At 61.7% G+C, this 17,329-nt stretch carries 23 protein-coding genes; 11 read left to right on the forward strand and 12 right to left on the reverse strand.

Translation table 11 applies throughout. The annotated features are described in order from the left end of the window. The first annotated feature begins 12 nt into the window (after positions 1-12). The 3 genes from ABAC460_RS28860 to ABAC460_RS48090 all read left to right on the forward strand — a co-directional run bounded on the left by ABAC460_RS28860 (position 13) and on the right by ABAC460_RS48090 (position 1,766). Entirely contained in the window at positions 13-246 is a 234-nt protein-coding gene (locus ABAC460_RS28860; protein ID WP_023452084.1) for an alkylphosphonate utilization protein, read from the forward strand. Positions 247-396: 150 nt separating this feature from the next. Beyond that, positions 397-1,206 carry a hypothetical protein gene (locus ABAC460_RS28865; protein ID WP_031236389.1) on the forward strand — a complete coding sequence of 270 codons (810 nt, stop codon included), beginning with the start codon at positions 397-399 and terminating at the stop codon, positions 1,204-1,206. An 80-nt stretch (positions 1,207-1,286) separates the two neighbouring features. Then, complete coding sequence (locus ABAC460_RS48090; RefSeq protein WP_155914572.1) at positions 1,287-1,766, forward strand: hypothetical protein; 480 nt, start codon at positions 1,287-1,289, stop codon at positions 1,764-1,766. Positions 1,767-1,784: 18 nt separating this feature from the next. Here the strand turns inward: ABAC460_RS48090 and ABAC460_RS28875 are convergent, their stop codons facing one another. Continuing rightward, a complete protein-coding gene (locus ABAC460_RS28875) occupies positions 1,785-3,251 on the reverse strand; it encodes a catalase (RefSeq protein ID WP_023452087.1) in 1,467 nt (488 codons plus the stop codon). 145 nt (positions 3,252-3,396) lie between these two features. Here ABAC460_RS28875 and ABAC460_RS28880 point away from each other — a divergent pair, with 145 nt between their 5' ends. Beyond that, positions 3,397-3,834 carry a GNAT family N-acetyltransferase gene (locus ABAC460_RS28880; protein ID WP_023452088.1) on the forward strand — a complete coding sequence of 146 codons (438 nt, stop codon included), beginning with the start codon at positions 3,397-3,399 and terminating at the stop codon, positions 3,832-3,834. Here ABAC460_RS28880 and ABAC460_RS28885 read toward each other — a convergent pair whose 3' ends face one another. The 4 genes from ABAC460_RS28885 to ABAC460_RS28900 are packed head-to-tail and all read right to left on the reverse strand — an operon-like array spanning position 3,835 to position 5,590. Beyond that, entirely contained in the window at positions 3,835-4,767 is a 933-nt protein-coding gene (locus ABAC460_RS28885) for an alpha/beta fold hydrolase (protein WP_023452089.1), read from the reverse strand. A gap of 12 nt (positions 4,768-4,779) precedes the next feature. Beyond that, positions 4,780-4,974 carry a hypothetical protein gene (locus tag ABAC460_RS28890; protein WP_023452090.1) on the reverse strand — a complete coding sequence of 65 codons (195 nt, stop codon included), beginning with the start codon at positions 4,972-4,974 and terminating at the stop codon, positions 4,780-4,782. A 26-nt stretch (positions 4,975-5,000) separates the two neighbouring features. Continuing rightward, positions 5,001-5,204, reverse strand: coding sequence for a helix-turn-helix transcriptional regulator (locus tag ABAC460_RS28895; protein ID WP_023452091.1), 204 nt, complete (start codon positions 5,202-5,204; stop codon positions 5,001-5,003). Beyond that, a complete protein-coding gene (locus tag ABAC460_RS28900) occupies positions 5,201-5,590 on the reverse strand; it encodes a membrane protein (RefSeq protein WP_031236390.1) in 390 nt (129 codons plus the stop codon). The genes ABAC460_RS28895 and ABAC460_RS28900 overlap by 4 nt, the downstream gene beginning before the upstream one ends. Positions 5,591-5,762: 172 nt before the next feature. Between ABAC460_RS28900 and ABAC460_RS28905 the strand changes: the two genes are divergently transcribed. Then, positions 5,763-6,128, forward strand: a complete 366-nt coding sequence (locus tag ABAC460_RS28905; protein ID WP_155914573.1) for a hypothetical protein — start codon at positions 5,763-5,765, stop codon at positions 6,126-6,128. Between the two features lie 79 nt (positions 6,129-6,207). On the opposite strand, the gene ABAC460_RS28910 is transcribed toward ABAC460_RS28905, so the two are convergent. The 4 genes from ABAC460_RS28910 to ABAC460_RS28925 all read right to left on the reverse strand — a co-directional run bounded on the left by ABAC460_RS28910 (position 6,208) and on the right by ABAC460_RS28925 (position 9,374). Next, positions 6,208-6,606 carry a GFA family protein gene (locus ABAC460_RS28910; protein ID WP_023452094.1) on the reverse strand — a complete coding sequence of 133 codons (399 nt, stop codon included), beginning with the start codon at positions 6,604-6,606 and terminating at the stop codon, positions 6,208-6,210. 73 nt (positions 6,607-6,679) lie between these two features. Next, positions 6,680-7,294: a hypothetical protein gene (locus ABAC460_RS28915; RefSeq protein ID WP_023452095.1), complete on the reverse strand. Its 615-nt coding sequence runs from the start codon at positions 7,292-7,294 to the stop codon at positions 6,680-6,682. Further along, positions 7,294-8,661: a M48 family metallopeptidase gene (locus tag ABAC460_RS48830; protein WP_155914574.1), complete on the reverse strand. Its 1,368-nt coding sequence runs from the start codon at positions 8,659-8,661 to the stop codon at positions 7,294-7,296. The genes ABAC460_RS28915 and ABAC460_RS48830 overlap by 1 nt, the downstream gene beginning before the upstream one ends. Before the next feature lie 5 nt (positions 8,662-8,666). Next, positions 8,667-9,374, reverse strand: a complete 708-nt coding sequence (locus tag ABAC460_RS28925) for a hypothetical protein (RefSeq protein ID WP_023452097.1) — start codon at positions 9,372-9,374, stop codon at positions 8,667-8,669. Between the two features lie 163 nt (positions 9,375-9,537). Between ABAC460_RS28925 and ABAC460_RS28930 the strand changes: the two genes are divergently transcribed. The 5 genes from ABAC460_RS28930 to ABAC460_RS28950 all read left to right on the forward strand — a co-directional run bounded on the left by ABAC460_RS28930 (position 9,538) and on the right by ABAC460_RS28950 (position 14,406). Further along, entirely contained in the window at positions 9,538-10,716 is a 1,179-nt protein-coding gene (locus ABAC460_RS28930) for an acyltransferase family protein (RefSeq protein WP_023452098.1), read from the forward strand. A 77-nt stretch (positions 10,717-10,793) separates the two neighbouring features. Continuing rightward, positions 10,794-11,426 carry a TetR/AcrR family transcriptional regulator gene (locus tag ABAC460_RS28935; protein WP_023452099.1) on the forward strand — a complete coding sequence of 211 codons (633 nt, stop codon included), beginning with the start codon at positions 10,794-10,796 and terminating at the stop codon, positions 11,424-11,426. Further along, positions 11,419-12,348 carry an HlyD family secretion protein gene (locus ABAC460_RS28940; RefSeq protein WP_023452100.1) on the forward strand — a complete coding sequence of 310 codons (930 nt, stop codon included), beginning with the start codon at positions 11,419-11,421 and terminating at the stop codon, positions 12,346-12,348. Before ABAC460_RS28935 ends, ABAC460_RS28940 begins: the two co-directional genes overlap by 8 nt. Continuing rightward, positions 12,345-13,274: an ABC transporter ATP-binding protein gene (locus tag ABAC460_RS28945; protein ID WP_023452101.1), complete on the forward strand. Its 930-nt coding sequence runs from the start codon at positions 12,345-12,347 to the stop codon at positions 13,272-13,274. Before ABAC460_RS28940 ends, ABAC460_RS28945 begins: the two co-directional genes overlap by 4 nt. Before the next feature lies 1 nt (position 13,275). Then, positions 13,276-14,406 (forward strand): ABC transporter permease, encoded by a 1,131-nt coding sequence (locus tag ABAC460_RS28950; RefSeq protein WP_023452102.1) that lies wholly within the window; start codon positions 13,276-13,278, stop codon positions 14,404-14,406. On the opposite strand, the gene ABAC460_RS28955 is transcribed toward ABAC460_RS28950, so the two are convergent. From ABAC460_RS28955 to ABAC460_RS28965, 3 genes are read right to left on the reverse strand one after another with little or no spacing between them, the layout of a single operon-like run. Continuing rightward, positions 14,403-14,720 (reverse strand): rhodanese-like domain-containing protein, encoded by a 318-nt coding sequence (locus tag ABAC460_RS28955; RefSeq protein WP_023452103.1) that lies wholly within the window; start codon positions 14,718-14,720, stop codon positions 14,403-14,405. The genes ABAC460_RS28950 and ABAC460_RS28955 overlap by 4 nt on opposite strands. 27 nt (positions 14,721-14,747) lie before the next feature. Beyond that, entirely contained in the window at positions 14,748-16,175 is a 1,428-nt protein-coding gene (locus ABAC460_RS28960) for a TIGR01777 family oxidoreductase (RefSeq protein ID WP_023452104.1), read from the reverse strand. Between the two features lie 2 nt (positions 16,176-16,177). Further along, positions 16,178-16,810 (reverse strand): DUF4166 domain-containing protein, encoded by a 633-nt coding sequence (locus tag ABAC460_RS28965; protein ID WP_031236392.1) that lies wholly within the window; start codon positions 16,808-16,810, stop codon positions 16,178-16,180. A 144-nt stretch (positions 16,811-16,954) separates the two neighbouring features. Here ABAC460_RS28965 and ABAC460_RS28970 point away from each other — a divergent pair, with 144 nt between their 5' ends. Beyond that, positions 16,955-17,299 carry a metalloregulator ArsR/SmtB family transcription factor gene (locus tag ABAC460_RS28970; protein ID WP_023452106.1) on the forward strand — a complete coding sequence of 115 codons (345 nt, stop codon included), beginning with the start codon at positions 16,955-16,957 and terminating at the stop codon, positions 17,297-17,299. The last annotated feature ends 30 nt before the right edge of the window (positions 17,300-17,329 follow it).

Genomic DNA, 17,329 nt, shown 5'->3' on the forward strand with positions numbered 1-17,329 from the left:
ACGGAGGCTGCCATGAGCGACGAAGACGATATCCTTGTCAAAGACAGCAATGGCACGCGCCTGAACAACGGCGACAGCGTCACCCTGATCAAGGACCTGAAGGTCAAGGGCTCGGGCGGCGTTACGCTGAAGCGCGGCACGCTGATCCGCAATATCCGGCTGACCGATGATCCGGCCGAGATCGAGTGCAATGCCGATAAGGTCAAGGGGTTGGTGCTGCGGACAGAGTTCGTCAAAAAAGCCTGACCTCACGCCCCGGCGGTGCACGACAAAGTGACAAATGCCAGCGGCGTGCTCGCATGGAATCTTTATGAAATCCTTGCCATACGGTTAATCGGCTGGCTGCGGTGGCAGACCAAAGGGGGCATTTCCTTTTCTCCCCGGAAGGACATGTCAATGGCAAAAGACCTTGTACTCATGCGCTCGCGCGGCCGCGCTTTCCAGGCCGTCGTCATCCTCCTGGCCGCGATCGCCCAGATCGTCTGCGCCCGTCTCACCGAAGTCCTGGATACCGGCATCAGTGTCGAACTGCGCTCCGCCGTCGCCACCCATCCCTTGGTACCGTGGAACTTTGCCTTCACCATCTGGGGCGCTATCTTCCTGTTCGCCCTGGTGTCGGCCATCTGGCAGATTTTACCGGAACAGAAACATAATCGCGCCCTGGCGGCCGCGGGATGGAACATGGCCGGTATCTGGGCGATCAACGCCCTGTGGCAGGTCTGGGTGCCGATCGCCGGCTTCGACTGGGTCAGCGTTGTTCTGGTGTTGTCGGGCCTGATCCTGGGCGTCAGCGGGCTGTTGAAGCTGCGTCAGGACATTCAATTGTCACGGCTGGACGAGATCATGGTGTTCGCCCCCCTGGCACTGGTCACCGGCTGGCTGACGGCCGCGTTTTCCATTAATGTGACCACCGTTCTGGTCAGCGGATATTATGCGCTGGACCCCAGCCATGTCGGCGTGTCGCTGGGCTTCCTGGTCGGTCTCATCCTGTTTGGCGGTGTTATGACCTGGATGACGGAGAGCCTGGTCTATGCCGGCGCGCTGATGTGGGCGCTGTTCTGGATCATGATGGCCAATATCTATCGCGACAACGAACCGGCCATGGTCACCACCAGCCTGATCGGCATCGCTTTGATCGGCCTGGTCAGCGCCTGGGCGGTCACCCACCATCATGAGAGCGGTCCGATGCATGTCCGTCGTGGTTAACCCGCCGCGGTTGAAGACCTTTCCCGTTTTCCGGAAATCGTGTTAGCCTCTCCGAAAAATCACCTTCGGGGAGGCTTTTCATGTCGGGCAGGGGTGGATTGAAGATCGTGGTCCTCGGCGGCCTGGTCGCCGGTTTGCTGGACATTGTCGACGCGTTCCTGTTCTGGAGCTGGAAGGCCGATGTCCCGCCCATGCGCATCGGTCAGTCGATTGCCGGTGGCTGGATGGGCGAAGCGGCCTATCGCGGCGGATGGGGGACCTTTGCGCTGGGCATGGTTTCACACTTCGGTATTGCCGTTGCCATGGCTCTGATCTTTTTTGCCGTGGCGAAGCTCGTCCCGCTGATTGCGCGCCACGCCGTGGTGCTAGGCGCTGTCTATGGCGTCGCCCTCTATGCCGTCATGACCTACGTTGTGGTGCCGATGTCGATCGCGACCGTCGGCCAGACACCGCGCTATCCGCCCAACATCGATGTGGTCTTCCTGAACGCCCTGTTCTGCCATGTCGTGCTGGTGGGGATGGTAATCGGCGTCTTCACCAAGCGGGCGGTGAAGGCCTGACCTTCACCGCCGCAGGAATTACGCGACCGCCGCTGTCCGGGCGGCCAGGGCACTGCGGATTCCGTCGCCATAGGCCGGATCGATCCGGTCGAAATGCTCCAAGGCACGTGCGACGATGAACTCCGGCACGCCGGCCATAGATCCGGCGATGCTGTCGCAGGTTCGTGACTTCTGGCCGTCATCGAACAGGTTGAACAGGGCGCGCGCCTGGCTGTAGTCGTCATTGCCGGCGCGATGATCATAGCGGTCGGCGTCGCCTGAGATGCGCAGCGGCGGTTCCCGGTATTGGGGCGCCTGGGCCGGACCGCCAAAGCTGTTGGGCTCGTAATAGGCCTCCGTCGCCGTCTGGGGGGCGAAGAAGCGCATCTGGCCGTCGGCATGGTAGTTGTGCACCGGGCATTTCGGCGCATTGACCGGCAGGGCTTCATAGTGCGTCCCCAACCGGTAGCGGTGGGCGTCGGCATAGGCGAAGATCCGCGCCTGCAGCACCTTGTCGGGTGAGAAGCCGATTCCCGGCACAATGTTCGATGGCGAAAAGGCGGCCTGCTCGATCTCGGCGAAATAGTTGTCGGGATTGCGGTTCAGCTCCATGACGCCGACCGGGATGAGCGGGTAGTCGGCGTGCGGCCACACCTTGGTCAGGTCAAACGGATTGTACGGCGTGGTCTCGGCCTCCAGTTCCGGCATGACCTGGACGTACAGGTCCCATTTCGGGAAGCGGCCGGAGTCGACGGCGCCGAACAGGGCTTCCTGGTAGGTTTCGCGTGATTTTCCGATGACGTCGGCAGCCTCGGCATTGCTGTAGTTGACCTTGCCCTGGCGTGTCTTGAAGTGGAACTTGACCCAGAAGCGCTCGTTATCCGCATTGATGAAGCTGAAGGTATGCGAGCCGAAGCCATCCATGTGCATGGGCGAGACCGGGATGCCACGGTCGGACATCAGGATGGTCACCTGGTGCAGGGCTTCGGGGCTGAGGCTCCAGTAGTCCCACATGGCGGTCGCCGAGCGCAGGTGGGTTTTCGGGTGGCGCTTTTGCGTATGGATGAAGTCCGGGAACTTGTAGGGATCGCGGATGAAGAAGACCGGCGTGTTATTGCCGACCAGGTCCCAGTTGCCCTCTTCGGTGTAGAACTTGACCGAGAAGCCGCGGACGTCGCGTTCGGCGTCGGCGGCGCCCAGTTCACCGGCAACTGTCGAGAACCGCGTCAGCAACGGCGTGGTCTTGCCGACCTCGGAGAAGATGGCCGCGCGGGTGTAGTTCGTAATGTCGTGGGTCACGGTGAAGGTGCCATAGGCGCCCCAGCCCTTGGCGTGGACAACGCGCTCGGGGATGCGCTCACGGTTCTGGTGGGCCAGCTTTTCGATCAGTTGGTAGTCCTGCAAAAGCAGGGGGCCGCGCGGCCCGGACGTCAGGGCGTTCTGGTTGTCGGCCACTGGCGCGCCGGCCGAGGTGGTCAGGTGGTAGGGGCATTTGGCTTCGGACATCAGGTCGCTCCTCAGAAATCGATATGTTGAGGTTACGGGCTGTTGTTACATAAGGACAATCGATTATAATTTTATGTTCGATAAGATGAATTTATGCGGTTGCGGCGAGGCACCCGTCGCGATAGGACGGCGCCGGAGGTGACCCATGGATATTCGCGCGGTAACGGCAGAGGACAAGGCGGCGTGGCAGCCGCTGTGGCAGGCCTATCTCGATTTCTACAACCAGCCCCTTCCGCAAGAGGTCACGGATCTGACGTTTGCGCGTTTCCTGGACGTCGAGGAGGCGATGTTCATGGTCGTGGCGCGGGTCGAGGGGGAGATGGTCGGGTTCGCCACCTATATCCTGCATCGCTCGACCTGGGCGAAGGACGGCTATTGCTATCTCGAAGACCTGTATGTCGACGACAAGGCCCGCGGCCGTGGTGCGGCGCGGGCCCTGATTGCTGCGGTCGCGGACGATGCCCGCGCGCGGGGTATGGGACGGCTTTACTGGGTCACCCACGATCATAACGAACGGGCACGGGCTTTGTACGACAAGGTCGCCGACCTGACCCAGTATGTGCAGTACCAGACGGTGTTGTGACTACTTCAGCGCGGCTTCCAGCGCCGTGTAGAAGGCGTCCGGCTGGTCTAGCATGATGAAGTGCAGGCTTTTGTCGACTGGCGTGAAAGTCACGTTCGGCTGGCCGGTATAGGCGGTTTTGTAGAAGGCCAGGGTTGCGTCCTGGGTCATGCCGTAATGCGAGGCTACGGGTACGATCACCGTGGTCGGCGTGGCGATCTTCGCCAGGTCGGGACGCAGGTCCAGGACCAGGTCTTCGTACATGGCCTGGGCGAAGACGCGGCGGTCAGAGGCCAGCGACCAGGCGACGACCGTTTCCTGGTCGGCCGGGCTGGTGACCATGCGACCGGCGCCGGCGCGCTGCTGGGCGGCGAAGGCTTCCGCCGGGGCGTTGACCAGGCCGTCGCGCATGGCGGCTGCTTGGGGCGCGGTGCCCTGCGCCGTGGCGTTGGGATCGAAGATCAGACCGATAAAGGGCAGGGCGTCGACAATGACCAGCTCGCCGGCGTCCTCAGGGTGCGACCTGGCCAGCATCAGGGCCATCAGACCGCCCAAAGAATGGCCGGCGACGACTGGCTGCTTCAGGCCGTTGGCCTTGATATAGGCATCGACGGCGTCGACCGACGGCGCCAGGATATCGCCTTCCGCATTGGCGCCGGCGGGTTCACCACCAAAGCCTGACAGGTTCAGGACGTGGAAGCGATACTGGCCCTTGAACTTGGCGACCGTACCGTCCCACACCGTAGCCGGGGAGCCCAGGCCGGGGATCAGGATGACGTCCGGGCCTTCGCCGGTGACGGTGACGCTGAAGCGGGCATGGGCTTCGTCAGGAAAGTGGACGGTTTCGGCCTTGGATTGGGAATAGGCGACGGCGCAGGCCACGAAGATGCCGATGCCGATGGCGAACATGGCGCCCATGGACAGGCCTTTTTTGCGTTTTGGGGATTCGGACATGGTGGTGTTTCCTTAGAGGGTGGTGATGAAGGTGAGACAGCGGTTGGCGGCATCAATCAGGGCTTTGGCCAGGCGGTGCTCCGGTTCCAGGAACAGGAAGGCGAAGAAGGCTAAGCCGGCGATCAGGCGAAGCAGGTAGAAGAAGTCGGGCGTGATCGGCCGGGTAAGGTAGTAGCGGTCACGTTCCGCGAGGGGACGATCGGTCATCGGAAGATTCCTTTGTAGAGAAGGGTTTAGGCCGGCCGGTAGGGGTTTTCGAAGATGCTTTCCACCGGCCGGTCGAATACGGCGGAAATCTTGTAGGCGAGGTCCAGGGACGGAATATGCTTATCGGTTTCCAGCGCGATGACCGCCTGGCGTGACACCCCGAGCTGGGCGGCGAGGTCAGCCTGGGTCAGGCCCTTCTCGGTGCGCAGTTCCCGCAGGTACTGTTTCATGACGCCTGCCTCACGAAGATCGAGGTCGCGCCGTACAGGCCCCAGAACAGGGGATAGACCAGGTAGAGCGAAAATTCATGAGCGCCGGCGTTGTTTTCCAGGAAGCCCCAGGCCGTGCACAGGAACAGGGTCAGGCCGGTGGCGATGACGAAGCGGCGGGTGGTAATGGCGCGGACATATTCGTCGACGGCGTCGATATAGCGCAGAAAGACAATGATGGTGCCGCCGATCGGCAAGGCAGGCGCCACGGCCAGGACATAGAGCAGGGGGCCGGTGGGCTGCAGGCTCTTGATCAATAAGATCGAGCCGATGAGGGCCGCGGCATACAGCACCATCCAGAAGGACATGCCGATCATGTATCGGGCGTTGGGAGAAGCGGTTGTCATGAGGTTTTCAGCTCCGGTGAATGTAAGGTCGACTTTACATTTTCCGTGATGTCATGTCAACCTTACATCGGAAAAAATGTCAGGTCAACCTGACTCGTTGTAGGACTTGGATTTGCGGTGTTCCGGGGCTAGGATCGGGTGTGTTTTTTTGAAAATTTTTTTGGAGATGATTATGAAAACCTGGCTGATGTTTGCCGGCGGCGCGGTTGTCGGGATGATTGTGACGGCGGCGGTGGCCGGTGCAGCGCAGGGCGATAGCGGTGAGGTGGCGCGGGTTGCCGCGTTGGAGGCACGTCTGGCCCGGCTGGAACAGGCGGCAGCGGCGGGGGACACAGTGGCGGTCAGTGCGAACAAGCGGGTGGTGGTGACGGCGGGTGACGAGATCTCGCTGGGGACCGGCAAGGCGCGGCTGGTGATGAAAAAATCGGGAGAGATCTTTCTGTCGGGCAGCGACATTACCATTGATGCCACAGGCAAGGTCACCGTCAAGTCGGCCTCGGACGTGACGGTGAAGGGCCGCAAAATCACGGACAACTAGACCCGGCGCACCTCGCACACTTTGAGAAGGCGTGTCCGTTTTTCATGTTCTCATGGCGTCGAAATTCCGCGAGAGGTTGCTAAAACCACATATCGCGCACGCATCGTCCATCGCTCGGTAGATCGTCGAACGTATCGAAACCGTCGAAATGGTCGATCAGCAAATGAGCGACCTCTTCGGGCGCAGCCAGTCGCACATTGACTGCCACCCGCCGGCGGCCATCGTCTTCCAGCCTTAACCCTCGCCACGCCACCACGCAGGCACAGGCCGGGCAGAAGCGGATTTCCAGACTTGGATCGGCGCGGTTGCGTGCATAGGACGTTGTCAAGCCCGTCAGGCGAATGCGTTCGTCTTCGTAGTCGTAGGCCCAGAGCGCCCCATAGCGACGACAAAGCGTGCAGTTGCAGGCGGTGATCGAGCCGGGATCGCCTTCAAGGCGCCAACCGGATTTGCCGCAGTGACACGTGCCTATTAACATGGGTGCTTAATGCCTTGATGGTAGCGCTGACAACGATTTTTGGCGATCCCAAATCCAGAGCCGTTCGCCGGTGTTACGGCAGCTTGGCGCTGTCCATGACGGCGATCACATTCGACAGACTGGCCTGGTAGTAGTGTTCGGCGGGTGCCAGATAGACGATGTAGTAGTTTTTACCGTCTTTCGACACGGCCTGTCCCAAGCCTTTGACGTTCAGGCCGTCCGGCGTCTTGCCCGACAACTCGAAACGCACGCCCCGGACGCCGCTGATGGTTACGGGCTTGGGCGAGGAAGAGGTGACCCGCAGATAGTCCAGTTCGGTGACTGATTGCGTTACGAATTCTATCTGTTCCGACAGGGACATGTTGGTGTGTCCGCGCAGGGCCGGTGTCGATTTGCCGTCGCGCGTGCCCGGTTTGATCACCAACGGCTCAGAGGTCGTCAGGCCATCGGAAATGTGCAACCGGTTCAGCATAAGGCCGTCGATCGTCAGGACGCGAACCTTGGGCGTACGGCCCGACGTCGGGAACTTGCTGACATCGGACCAGGCCCGGTCAAGCGTGACGGCATATTTGCTCTTGACCGAATAGTTGCCGGCCGGTGCGAGCGTGGCCAGGGTGACGCAGCCTGTCAGGGTCATGCCCAGGATCAGCGACGCCGATAAAACTCGAAGACAGGTTTGTATGCGCATCAAAGCCCCCTGGTGTCCGCTTCGCCCGTCGTCGCAGCGGGTTGCTCATTACCGGATGATGTTTTCAAGGTGTCGATCTGGTCCTGGATCAACCAGGCGTCTTCGGCGTCGGGAGCCCCCGCGACATACAGTTCGAAGGCTTCGATCGCCTGGGGCGTATCGCCGTTGCGCCGGTGGATCTCGCCGATTTGACGATAGGTCTGTTTCGGTGCGTCCGGATAACCGACAGCGGTGCGATAGGCGGCCAGGGCCTGGTTCAGGTCATCGCCCTTTGCCCGGCGGCGATAGGCTTCGCCCTTGTAATAGTTGAGCACGCCGGCGTCGTCGTTGTCGATCAAAAGGCGATCGACAACATAAAGCGTACTGCCGTAGTCGCGCAGCTTCAAATCGTCCTCCAGCCATGAGGACAGGAAGGGCCGGATGTGGTCGCGATAGGCTCTTCGGGCGGCCTTTGCATCCTGGGCAGAGCGTGTGCTGGCCGTCCCGCCGTTCATCGCCCTGTCCTGCTCCCGCAAAGCGATTATGCGCAACTCGTTCATGGGGTGGGTTGCGAACATATCGAAAATGCCGCCGCTGTTGCGCCTGGCTTCGAAGTCCGAATGCTGATCCTCATCCAGTTGGCTTTGCCATACCTCGTAGCTGTCACCTGTAATGTAGCCGGCTTCGCGGGTGTAGAGGAGCCCCCAGGCATCGGCCTGAGATTCGGCTTCGCGGGAATAGCTCAGGACGGATGTCAAAATGGCTAAATAGGAGATTTCCATCAAGTCACGCGACAGGTTGGCGATATCGCGCATGGTGTAATAGGAGTCGGTATTGTTTATCGCCGATACTCCGATGGCCGTAATGATCAATTGCGAGGCCAGGATCGCATTCCTGCCGTCTTTGCCTTCTTGTGCACGGCGTAATGAATGAGAGTGGCGAAAGTGGCCGGCTTCATGTCCTACCACGTATGCCAGTTGGTCCTCGGTCCGACACCTTAGCAACAGCGCCGAATTGACCTCTGTATAGCCATTCCCCGCCATAAAAGCGTTGAACATTGGACGATCCATAACATAGGCGCGGACATCTCCCGCGAAAGGGCCGGCCACTCGGGCGACCGTCGCGGACACAAACGCATTGAGTTCGGGATCAAGATTACGGTCGCCATTGCTGCGTGCAGCGTGCTCAGCGTCGGCAAACATTCTCCATATGCCGCCCTCGACACTGCCCGTCTGCGGACGTTGCCCCGGTTTACGTTCAGGGTAGTCGGCAGCGAGAAGCGTTTCCACCCCTGTTTTGACAGGTGGCGGCGTGGCGGCGTGGGCTGCAAACGATGTGCCCGTCAGAGCCAGAGCGAGGACGATTGCGCGGTGAAGATGACCGGGCATGGCGTTCACAGAGGAAACTTGAAGAACAGTTGCTTGATGGCCGTCTTCGCCCCCTCTGCCGTCCGTATATCGGTGCCCGGCGCGACGGCATAGGTTCCGTACCACACGACACGGCCGCTGGTCAGGTCGACCAGTGAAGCACTGACGACCTGTCCTCCCATGGGAACGCCCACGCCCAGCGCCATCATTCCGACCGCCAGCGCGGCGCGCCCACCGGAGGAATAAGTGCCCTGCGCCTGAACGAACAGAACATACGCCGGCTTGACGTCGCCGTCGTCAGGTGCCAGTGCCGCGGCGCCTTCACCCAGGGTCCAGTCGAACGTGGTTTTCGTCGGGAGGGCGAACAGCGGCACTTCGTTCATTGCAATGGTGTCAACCACAACTGAATTGAGTTTCAGCAACTGCAGGTCATGGGCGTCTTCGAATTGGGTCAGTTCAGCCGATTGTGTCGTGTAGCTTTTGGCGGTCAGGGCCGTCGTGGCCGCTTCATTGAGGTATTGGGTGGCGTTTTCAGACCAGTCGTCGCGGCGTTCGTACGCGCCCGCCGCCGTGATCATGCCTAAACTCACCTCCGGGCGGACCACGAGCACAGGCGTGCCATTCGCTGGCTTTTCGATGGTGACGTAGGTTTGGGGATAGGCGAAGACTTCGCTGGCCTGAACCGTTACCCCCAGGCTTAACAGCAGAACACAGGCGATCCATATCTGGCGCATTCTGTCACCCCCGGCTAATCGCGCCCCGCAGCGCGTTATTATTCGCGCAACCTAAACCTGAACCTTTGTTCCGGGCAAGATATAATTCGGCCTCTGGCCGGGCATGGCATAGGCTGGCATTTCCTGGCAAATCGGTTAGGGTCGGGAAAACAAGGGAGAGACCATGGCGGCCGAAGTCATTGCGTTTAAAAAGCGGGAAAAGAAGGCGGAGCCTGCTGCCGCCAAGCCGGGTTCGGTGCGGTTCGAAGCGCTGGATATCCTGCGCGGCCTGTTCATCATCGGCATGTTGCTGGCCAACAATGCCGGCGACTGGGGTCATATCTACGCGCCCCTGGATCACGCCGAATGGCACGGCTTCACCCTGACCGACATGGTATTTCCGGGCTTCATGACCTGCGTCGGACTGTCCATGACCCTGTCGCTGGGGCGCCGGATGCAGGCGGGCGGCAAGACGGCCTTGCTGGTCCATAGTCTCCGGCGGGCGGCCATCCTGATCGGGATCGGCCTGTTCCTCAACCTGTTGCCGCAGTTCGATTTCGGACATTGGCGCTTCCCGGGCGTGCTGCAGCGGATTGGTCTCTGCTACGCCATCACCTCGGCGCTGGTGGTGCTGCATTCGCACCAGAACCAGCAAGGCGGGTTGATCCTGCATGCTCGCCCGCTGGCCCTGTGGGGAGTCGGCTTCCTGGTCGCCTATGCCGTGTTGCTGAAATATGTACCGGTGCCGGATGGGGCCGGGGCCAATCAGTGGGACCCGGTCCATTCGTGGCCGGCCTGGATCGACATGCTGGTTCTGGGCAAGGACCACGTGTGGGACGGGGCGGTGACCTATGACCCCGAAGGCCTGCTGTCGTCCATTCCGGCGACGTCGAACATCCTGTTCGGTATCCTGATGGGGTTGTATATCAACGCCCGGACGCCGCGCAACGCCTGGGGCGGGGTGTTCATTATCGGGGTTCTGCTGATGCTGGCGGCGCTGAGCTTGGACTCGTCCGTGCCGATCATCAAGAAGCTGTGGACGCCGACCTTCGTGCTGTTGAGCTGTGGCTTTGCTTTTACGGTGCTGGCCGTGCTGATGCTGATCATGGACCGGCTGGGCTACAAGACATGGGCGGTGCCGATCAAGCTATTCGGCACCAATGCCATCCTGGTCTATGTCTTCGCCTGGCTGTTGTCGATCGGGTTGGGTATCAGCGGCCTGACCGGCGCTGCGACGACCTGGATCCTGGCGCAGGTCGGCGATCCCTACCTGATGTCCTTCCTGTATGCCTTCGGGGTGCTGGTGATCTGCGGGCTGTTCCTGGTGCCGTTCTACGTCAAGCGCTGGTTCCTGAAGATCTGAGGTGAGGCGGGAGGATTGACTCCCGCCTTTTTCAGGCGTAGTTCAGTACTGACTGGTCAGTACTGAATGGAAGTGTCATGGTTGAGCCTGTGCCTTTGCGATCGCGCCGCGCCGCGCCGGAAGTGCGCCAGGCCGATATCCTCGACGCCGCCCTGGCGGAGTTCTCCGAGCACGGCTTCGAGGGTGCGCGCATGGAGGATGTCGCCCGCAAAGCCCGGGTCAGCAAGGGCACCGTCTATCTCTATTACCCGACCAAGCAGGCCCTGTTCGAAGCCCTGATCATGCGCGATATCGCGCCGCGAGTGGCTTTGGCGTCGGTGTTCCTGAAAGGCTATGACGGGCCGCTGGAGCCGGCCTTGATGCGCATCGTCGAAATGGCCGGAGCGGCGATCGCCACCGGCAAGCTGCCGGTCTATCCGAAGCTGCTGATCGCCGAAGCGCAACGCTTTCCGGATCTGGCCGCCTTTTACCGCCGTGAGGTGGTGGGCAAGATGCTGGAGGGATTGACGGCGTTGTTCGAGCGGGCTCTGGCGCGTGGTGAAATCTCCGGCATGACCGGCGAAATGGCGGCGCATCTGTTCATCGCGCCGGTGTTGAAATCGGTGATGTGGTCGGTGGTGTTCGCCCCGACGGAAGAGGTTCCGTTTCCGCCGGAACCCTATCTGAAGGCCCATGTGCAACTGTTTCTCAGGGGATTGAACCATGCGTAGCTTGGCTTTGGTGGCGTTGTTGATGGTGGCCGGTTGTTCCGTCAAGCCGGCCGATAGCTACAGCGGCTATGTCGAGGCGCAGTCGGTCAGTATTGCCGCGCCGCAGTCGGGCTGGCTGGCGACGGTCGATGTCGATCGCGGCGCCGCCATCGCGGACGGACAGGTGCTGTTTACGCTGGATCAGACCCAGGCCGGCAATAGTTTAGCGGGCGCGCAGAGCCGAGCCGAAGCGGCTTCGGCCCAGGCTGCGGACCTGAGCAAGGGGGCGCGCGAAGCCGACATCGCGCCGCTGCTGGCCCAGCGGGTGCAGGCCCAGGCGGCGCTGGATCTCGCCATCGCCAATGAGGCGCGGTATGCGCAATTGGAGCCCAAGGGCTTTGTCTCGGCGGCGCAGATGGATGCGTTGCGGACGCAGACCCGGTCAGCGCGGGCGGCGGTGGCCAATATCGATCGGCTGATCGCGGAACGCCGCCAGTCGGCGCGCTTGGACCAACAGCGCGCGGCCGAGGCCCAGGCGGCTGCGGCTTCGGCCGATGTCGCCAATGCGCAATGGACGGTGGATGAGCGCTCGGTGCGGGCGCGTTTGACGGGCCAGGTCGATGAGCGTCTGAGAGAGCCGGGGGAGTTTGTGGCCGCTGGGGCGCCGGTTCTGACCGTGAGGCCGAAGGGGCGCGAATTCGTGCGGTTCTATGTGCCGCAGGGGCAACTGGCGAAGTTCAAGGTCGGCACGGTGGTCAGGGTGTCGTGTGATGGCTGTGCGGTTCAGACCGCCCGGGTGCGGTTTATCGCGGCCAATGCCGAGTTCACGCCGCCGGTTATCTATTCCGTCAAGGAACGCCAGAAGCTGATGTTCCTGATCGAGGCCGTGCCGGAAAAACCCGACGCCTTGCACGCCGGCCAGCCGGTGGATGTACGGCTGTGACAACCGATCTCGCCATAGATGTCCGCGGGCTGACCAAGACTTTCGGCAAGCGCAAGGCCGTCGACAACGTCGATATCGCCATGCCGCGCGGCCAGGTGTGGGGCTTTCTGGGGCCAAACGGGTCCGGCAAGACCACCACCATCCGTATGCTGTGCGGGTTGTTGCGGCCCGATGCAGGGCAGGGGACATGCCTGGGATACGACATCCTGAAGCAGAGCCGCGAGATCAAGCGCCAGGTCGGCTATATGACGCAGAAGTTCTCCTATTGGGAGGACCTGACCATCCGCGAGAACCTGGAATTTGTCGCCAACCTTTATGATATCCGCAACAAGAAACAGGTGGTCGACCAGACCCTGGAACAGCTTGGGTTGACGACACGGCAGAAGCAACTGGCCGGGACACTGTCGGGCGGGTGGAAGCAGCGCCTCGCCCTGGCGGCCTGTACGTTGCACAATCCGAAGATGCTGATGCTGGATGAGCCGACCGCCGGCGTCGATCCGCAGGCACGGCGCGACTTCTGGGACCAGATCCATCGGCTGTCGGCCCAGGGACTGACCGTGCTGGTGTCGACCCATTACATGGACGAGGCCGAGCGCTGCGACCAGATTGTCTATATCGCCTACGGCAAGCTAATGGCCCAAGGCCGTGTCGAAGACATTATCGATCAAAGCGGGCTCTATACGTTTGTTGCCGAGGGCACGGGCGTGCGGGAGTTGATGGAACGGCTGCGCGGCAAGCCGGGCGCCGACCATGTCGCCTATTTCGGCAATGCGCTGCATGTGTCGGGCGGCGATTTGAACGCGTTGAAGGGACTGATCGCGCGGGAACAGGTGGCCGGGGTCACCTGGCGCCAGGCGCGGCCCAGCCTGGAGGACGTCTTTATCCACCTGATGGACCAGTCCGTCGATAACACGGTGGTGGCCTGACATGTTCGCGCCCCTGACCCGCATCCTCGCCATATTGATCAAGGAATTCATCCAGATGCGGCGCGACCGCATGACGTTCGGCATGATGATCATGGTGCCGGTGGTGCAACTGACCCTGTTCGGTTTCGCCATCAATTCGGACCCGCGCCATCTGCCGACGCTTTTGTACCTGGAGGACAATTCCGCCGTGGTGCGGTCGCTGGCGGCGGGCCTGGAGAACTCGACCTATTTCGATATCGAAGGCCAGGTGAGCAGCGCGAAGGAAGGTACCGATGCTCTGCAGTCAGGCAAGGTTGCCTTCGTCATCACTGTACCGGCGGGATTTACCCGCGACCTGCTGCGCGGTGATCATCCGCAGGTATTGATCGAGGCCGATGCGTCGGATCCGTCGGCGGCCTCCAACGCAGTGGGGATGATCCAGATGATCGTCAATTCCGCCCTGCGTCAGGACCTGAAAGGCGAATGGGCGGGATTGGCGCAAGGCCCGCCGCCGGTCGATATCGTCGTCCACCGGATGTACAATCCCGAAGGTATTTCCCAGTACAATATCGTACCGGGTCTACTGGGGGTGATTTTGACCATGACGATGATCATGATCACTTCGATCGCCATGACGCGTGAGACTGAGCGCGGCAATATGGAGAACCTGCTGGCCATGCCGGCGCGGCCATGGGAGGTCATGGTGGGCAAGATCGTGCCCTATATCGGCGTCGGCCTGGTCCAGACGGCGATCGTGCTGTTGGCGTCCGCCTATGTATTCGGGGTGCCGTTTATCGGGTCGTTCTGGCTATTGGCGTTCGGGGTGGCGCTATTCATCATCGCCAACCTGGCGGTGGGGTTTACGTTTTCGACGATCGCCCGCACCCAGATGCAGGCCATGCAGATGACGTTCTTCTTCTTCCTGCCGTCGTTGCTGTTGTCCGGGTTCATGTTCCCGTTCCGCGGCATGCCGGAATGGGCCCAGGCGATCGGGCAAATTTTTCCGCTGACGCACTTCCTGCGGATCGTGCGGTCGGTCATGCTGAAGGGGGCGGATTTTACCGCCATGTGGCCCAACATCTGGCCGTTGCTGGTGTTTATCGCCGTGGCGACGGTGGTGGCGATGCGGCGGTACCGGTCGACTCTGGATTAGCGCACGATCGGAAGGCCGGCGGCATGCCAGGCCTTGATCCCGCCCGCCAGGTGATCGGTTATGTCGAGGCCCGCCGCCTGGCAGGCTTCCAGGGCACGGACGGAGCGAACCCCGCCGGCGCATTGCAGCACCACGCGTTTGCCGTGCGGGTCGGGCAGGGCGGCCGGGTCGAAGGTGGACAGCGGCGCCAGGATCGCGCCGTCGATGCGGGCGTCGGCGAACTCGTTCTCTTCGCGGACATCGATCAGCAGGACGTCGCGGGCTTCGAGATGCTGCGCCAGTTCCTCGGGGGGCATGTTGTAGACTTGAACCATGGGGAGACTCCTTTCCCCGGTGGTACATCACATCTTGCCGCCGAGCAAATGATGCAGCGCGCCGTCGAGATTGGGGTGGCGGAAACGGTAGCCGGTGGTTTCCGCCCGGGCGGGAATGACCTTCTGGCCGTTGAGCAGTATGGTTTGCGCCATCTCACCCAGCAGCAGTTTCAGGGCAAAGCCGGGCAGTGGCATGATGGCAGGGCGGTGCATGGCGCGGCCCAAGGTACGGGTAAAGTCGAGGTTGGGTAAGGGTTGCGGCGCCACGGCATTGACCGGGCCTTCGAGGGTGTTGTCGATGACGTGGCCGATCAGGCCGGCGACATCGTCGATATGGATCCACGACATCCATTGCCGGCCGCTGCCCATGGGGCCGCCGCCGCCGAATTCAAACGGGAACAGCATCTGGGCCAGGGCGCCGCCGTCCAGCGACAGGACGATGCCGAGGCGGATCAAGGTGACCTTGGTGCCGTATCGGGTGGCTTGCTGGGCAAGGGATTCCCATTGCCGGCACAGGTCTGAAGCCAGGTCGGGTTCGCCGGGGGCGGAGGCTTCGCGGAACTCCAGGGTGTCGCTGTGGCCGTAGGCGCCGATGGCGGAAGCGTTGATCAGGTGGCGCGGCTTTTCCCGCGCGGTGGCGATCCAGGCGATCAGGTCGCGCGTCAGGTCGAGGCGGCTGGCATAGAGTTTTTGCTTCTTTGCCTTGGTCCATAAGCCGTTGCTGAGGGATTCGCCGGCCAGGTTGATGATGACGTCGACGGGGTTGAGTTGGCTCAGGCTGTCGATCAGGGTGAGGCGGCCGCGGAATTTCGCGGCTTTGGACTTGTCGCGGGTCAGGACGGTGACGTCGTGGCCGTCGTCGATCAGGCCCTGGACCAGGCGTGAGCCGATCAGGCCCGTGCCGCCGGTGACCAGAACCCTTTGATTCGGTTGGGAAAGGTGTAGCGGCGGGACGTCGGCGGGAGCGCGGAAACGGCTTGAGCGCAGGTAGTCGAACACCGCCCAGGCGGTAACGCCGGCGGCGAAAACGGTCATCACCCATGACCACAGGCCATGAGATTGCAGGTGGAAGCCGGCGGGAAATTCCGCCCAGCCGAGGAGGACGGGCGTCAGCAGGCACAGAATGACGCCGTAATTGATGGCCAGGACCGTGTGGGTAATGCGTTCGCTGGGCGGAAGTTTCCGACTCTGGTCCTCGATGACAAAATCCCATAGGGTGAGACATATCTCGCCAATGAGCGTGGCGGCGAAGACCCAGGCCAGTTCGCCGCCCCAGGCGATCCAGCCCAGGGACAGGAAAATAATACCGTAGAAAAAGTTGCGGATTCCATGAATCCATAATTCCCGAGACGCGGAAGCTTTCCACGGCAGGCGTTCGGTGAATTCGTGGTGGTAAATCGTGTCGAAAGCGCCCAGGCAGCCCTGGATCGTCATCATCAGTAAAAGGGCTTCCATGATCAGCTCCTGTGGAAGACTCCGGTCTGGTAGAAGGTCCGGCCCAGCCAGGCGTGATCCATGGCGATGGTGAAGCGGAACCGGCCGTGACCCAGGTCGGTGTGGCTGACATGGGTGCGGCCGGGGCTCAGCCAGTGGGGCAGGGGGATCTGCACGCCGGCGACTTCCCAGAAGTAGCGCTCGCTGACGAAGTGCAGGGCGCCGTGGCGGGCGAAGGCGCGCAGGCGCATGCCGAAACCGAAGCCGACATATTCGCAGAGCTGGCCCTTGGCGTTTTCGCGCTTGGCCGAGGTGACGACAAAGGGTTTGTCCTCGAAGAAGTAGCTGCGTTGCCAGTAGACGCCACCATGGCCCGGGCGTTTGATCAGGTGGACCTGCATCGGCACGTTGCGGCCGCGTTGGGCGGCCAGCGGGTTGCCGATCAGACGGGTGACCTGGGCGAACAGCCAGCCGGCCTTCGAGCAGTGGACCTTTTCCATGACGCCTTCGTAGAGGACGGGTTCGTCGACGGCGGGTTCGTGAAGAAAGCGCGCCTGGACCGCCGGATGGAGCCGGTACCAGTCCGTCCCCATGATGGTCCGAAGCGCGCCTTCTCCCCCCTCCGGCCCCCCGAACTGTTTAGCCTTGGCGTACATGGCTTTTGCCCCCGGCTGATCCTTGACTTGTTGAGCGGATCGGCATACATTTAGCTAACTAGCTAATCGTTACGCCGCCCTTTACAGTTCGTCAATAGGCTAAATGATGGAATGTCGAGGGTGCGCCATCCGGACGCACCTTCCATGAAAATGGTCAAAACCTTCGAGGCCCTGGCTTCGGAACCGCGCTTGAAAATCCTCGCCTATCTCAGCAAGGCGACCATGACCGCCGGCGAGATCGCCGAGCGCTTCGACATGGCCAAGCCGTCGTTGAGCAAGCATCTGAGCATACTGGAGAATGCCGGGCTGATCACCGGCGTGAAGAAGGGCAAGTTCATCCACTACAGCATCGTGTCGGATCATATCGTCAATCAGTTGGATGGGTATCTCCAGGAGGTCTGTCACGTGCGCGGGCCGCTGAAGCGCGAGAGCGAGAAGAAGGCCGGGACAAAAAGCGATGGCCCGCCGACGCCTGAGCGGGATGGGTAGGTCTGAAGCCGGGCGGCGATCGGACTTACG

The sequence above is a fragment of the Asticcacaulis sp. AC460 genome (genome assembly GCF_000495795.1).
GTDB lineage: Bacteria > Pseudomonadota > Alphaproteobacteria > Caulobacterales > Caulobacteraceae > Asticcacaulis.

What these genes read in the sequence shown, in the direction of transcription:
- ABAC460_RS28965 (WP_031236392.1), bottom strand. Translation starts at nt 16,810, where the DNA reads ATGTACGCCAAGGCTAAACAGTTCGGGGGGCCGGAGGGGGGAGAAGGC.
- ABAC460_RS48090 (WP_155914572.1), top strand. Translation starts at nt 1,287, where the DNA reads ATGTCGGGCAGGGGTGGATTGAAGATCGTGGTCCTCGGCGGCCTGGTC.
- ABAC460_RS28865 (WP_031236389.1), top strand. Translation starts at nt 397, where the DNA reads ATGGCAAAAGACCTTGTACTCATGCGCTCGCGCGGCCGCGCTTTCCAG.
- ABAC460_RS28960 (WP_023452104.1), bottom strand. Translation starts at nt 16,175, where the DNA reads ATGGAAGCCCTTTTACTGATGATGACGATCCAGGGCTGCCTGGGCGCT.
- ABAC460_RS28880 (WP_023452088.1), top strand. Translation starts at nt 3,397, where the DNA reads ATGGATATTCGCGCGGTAACGGCAGAGGACAAGGCGGCGTGGCAGCCG.
- ABAC460_RS28900 (WP_031236390.1), bottom strand. Translation starts at nt 5,590, where the DNA reads ATGACAACCGCTTCTCCCAACGCCCGATACATGATCGGCATGTCCTTC.
- ABAC460_RS28970 (WP_023452106.1), top strand. Translation starts at nt 16,955, where the DNA reads ATGAAAATGGTCAAAACCTTCGAGGCCCTGGCTTCGGAACCGCGCTTG.
- ABAC460_RS28875 (WP_023452087.1), bottom strand. Translation starts at nt 3,251, where the DNA reads ATGTCCGAAGCCAAATGCCCCTACCACCTGACCACCTCGGCCGGCGCG.
- ABAC460_RS28935 (WP_023452099.1), top strand. Translation starts at nt 10,794, where the DNA reads ATGGTTGAGCCTGTGCCTTTGCGATCGCGCCGCGCCGCGCCGGAAGTG.
- ABAC460_RS28925 (WP_023452097.1), bottom strand. Translation starts at nt 9,374, where the DNA reads ATGCGCCAGATATGGATCGCCTGTGTTCTGCTGTTAAGCCTGGGGGTA.
- ABAC460_RS28890 (WP_023452090.1), bottom strand. Translation starts at nt 4,974, where the DNA reads ATGACCGATCGTCCCCTCGCGGAACGTGACCGCTACTACCTTACCCGG.
- ABAC460_RS28950 (WP_023452102.1), top strand. Translation starts at nt 13,276, where the DNA reads ATGTTCGCGCCCCTGACCCGCATCCTCGCCATATTGATCAAGGAATTC.
- ABAC460_RS28895 (WP_023452091.1), bottom strand. Translation starts at nt 5,204, where the DNA reads ATGAAACAGTACCTGCGGGAACTGCGCACCGAGAAGGGCCTGACCCAG.
- ABAC460_RS28860 (WP_023452084.1), top strand. Translation starts at nt 13, where the DNA reads ATGAGCGACGAAGACGATATCCTTGTCAAAGACAGCAATGGCACGCGC.
- ABAC460_RS28940 (WP_023452100.1), top strand. Translation starts at nt 11,419, where the DNA reads ATGCGTAGCTTGGCTTTGGTGGCGTTGTTGATGGTGGCCGGTTGTTCC.
- ABAC460_RS28910 (WP_023452094.1), bottom strand. Translation starts at nt 6,606, where the DNA reads ATGTTAATAGGCACGTGTCACTGCGGCAAATCCGGTTGGCGCCTTGAA.
- ABAC460_RS28930 (WP_023452098.1), top strand. Translation starts at nt 9,538, where the DNA reads ATGGCGGCCGAAGTCATTGCGTTTAAAAAGCGGGAAAAGAAGGCGGAG.
- ABAC460_RS28915 (WP_023452095.1), bottom strand. Translation starts at nt 7,294, where the DNA reads ATGCGCATACAAACCTGTCTTCGAGTTTTATCGGCGTCGCTGATCCTG.
- ABAC460_RS48830 (WP_155914574.1), bottom strand. Translation starts at nt 8,661, where the DNA reads ATGCCCGGTCATCTTCACCGCGCAATCGTCCTCGCTCTGGCTCTGACG.
- ABAC460_RS28955 (WP_023452103.1), bottom strand. Translation starts at nt 14,720, where the DNA reads ATGGTTCAAGTCTACAACATGCCCCCCGAGGAACTGGCGCAGCATCTC.
- ABAC460_RS28905 (WP_155914573.1), top strand. Translation starts at nt 5,763, where the DNA reads ATGAAAACCTGGCTGATGTTTGCCGGCGGCGCGGTTGTCGGGATGATT.
- ABAC460_RS28885 (WP_023452089.1), bottom strand. Translation starts at nt 4,767, where the DNA reads ATGTCCGAATCCCCAAAACGCAAAAAAGGCCTGTCCATGGGCGCCATG.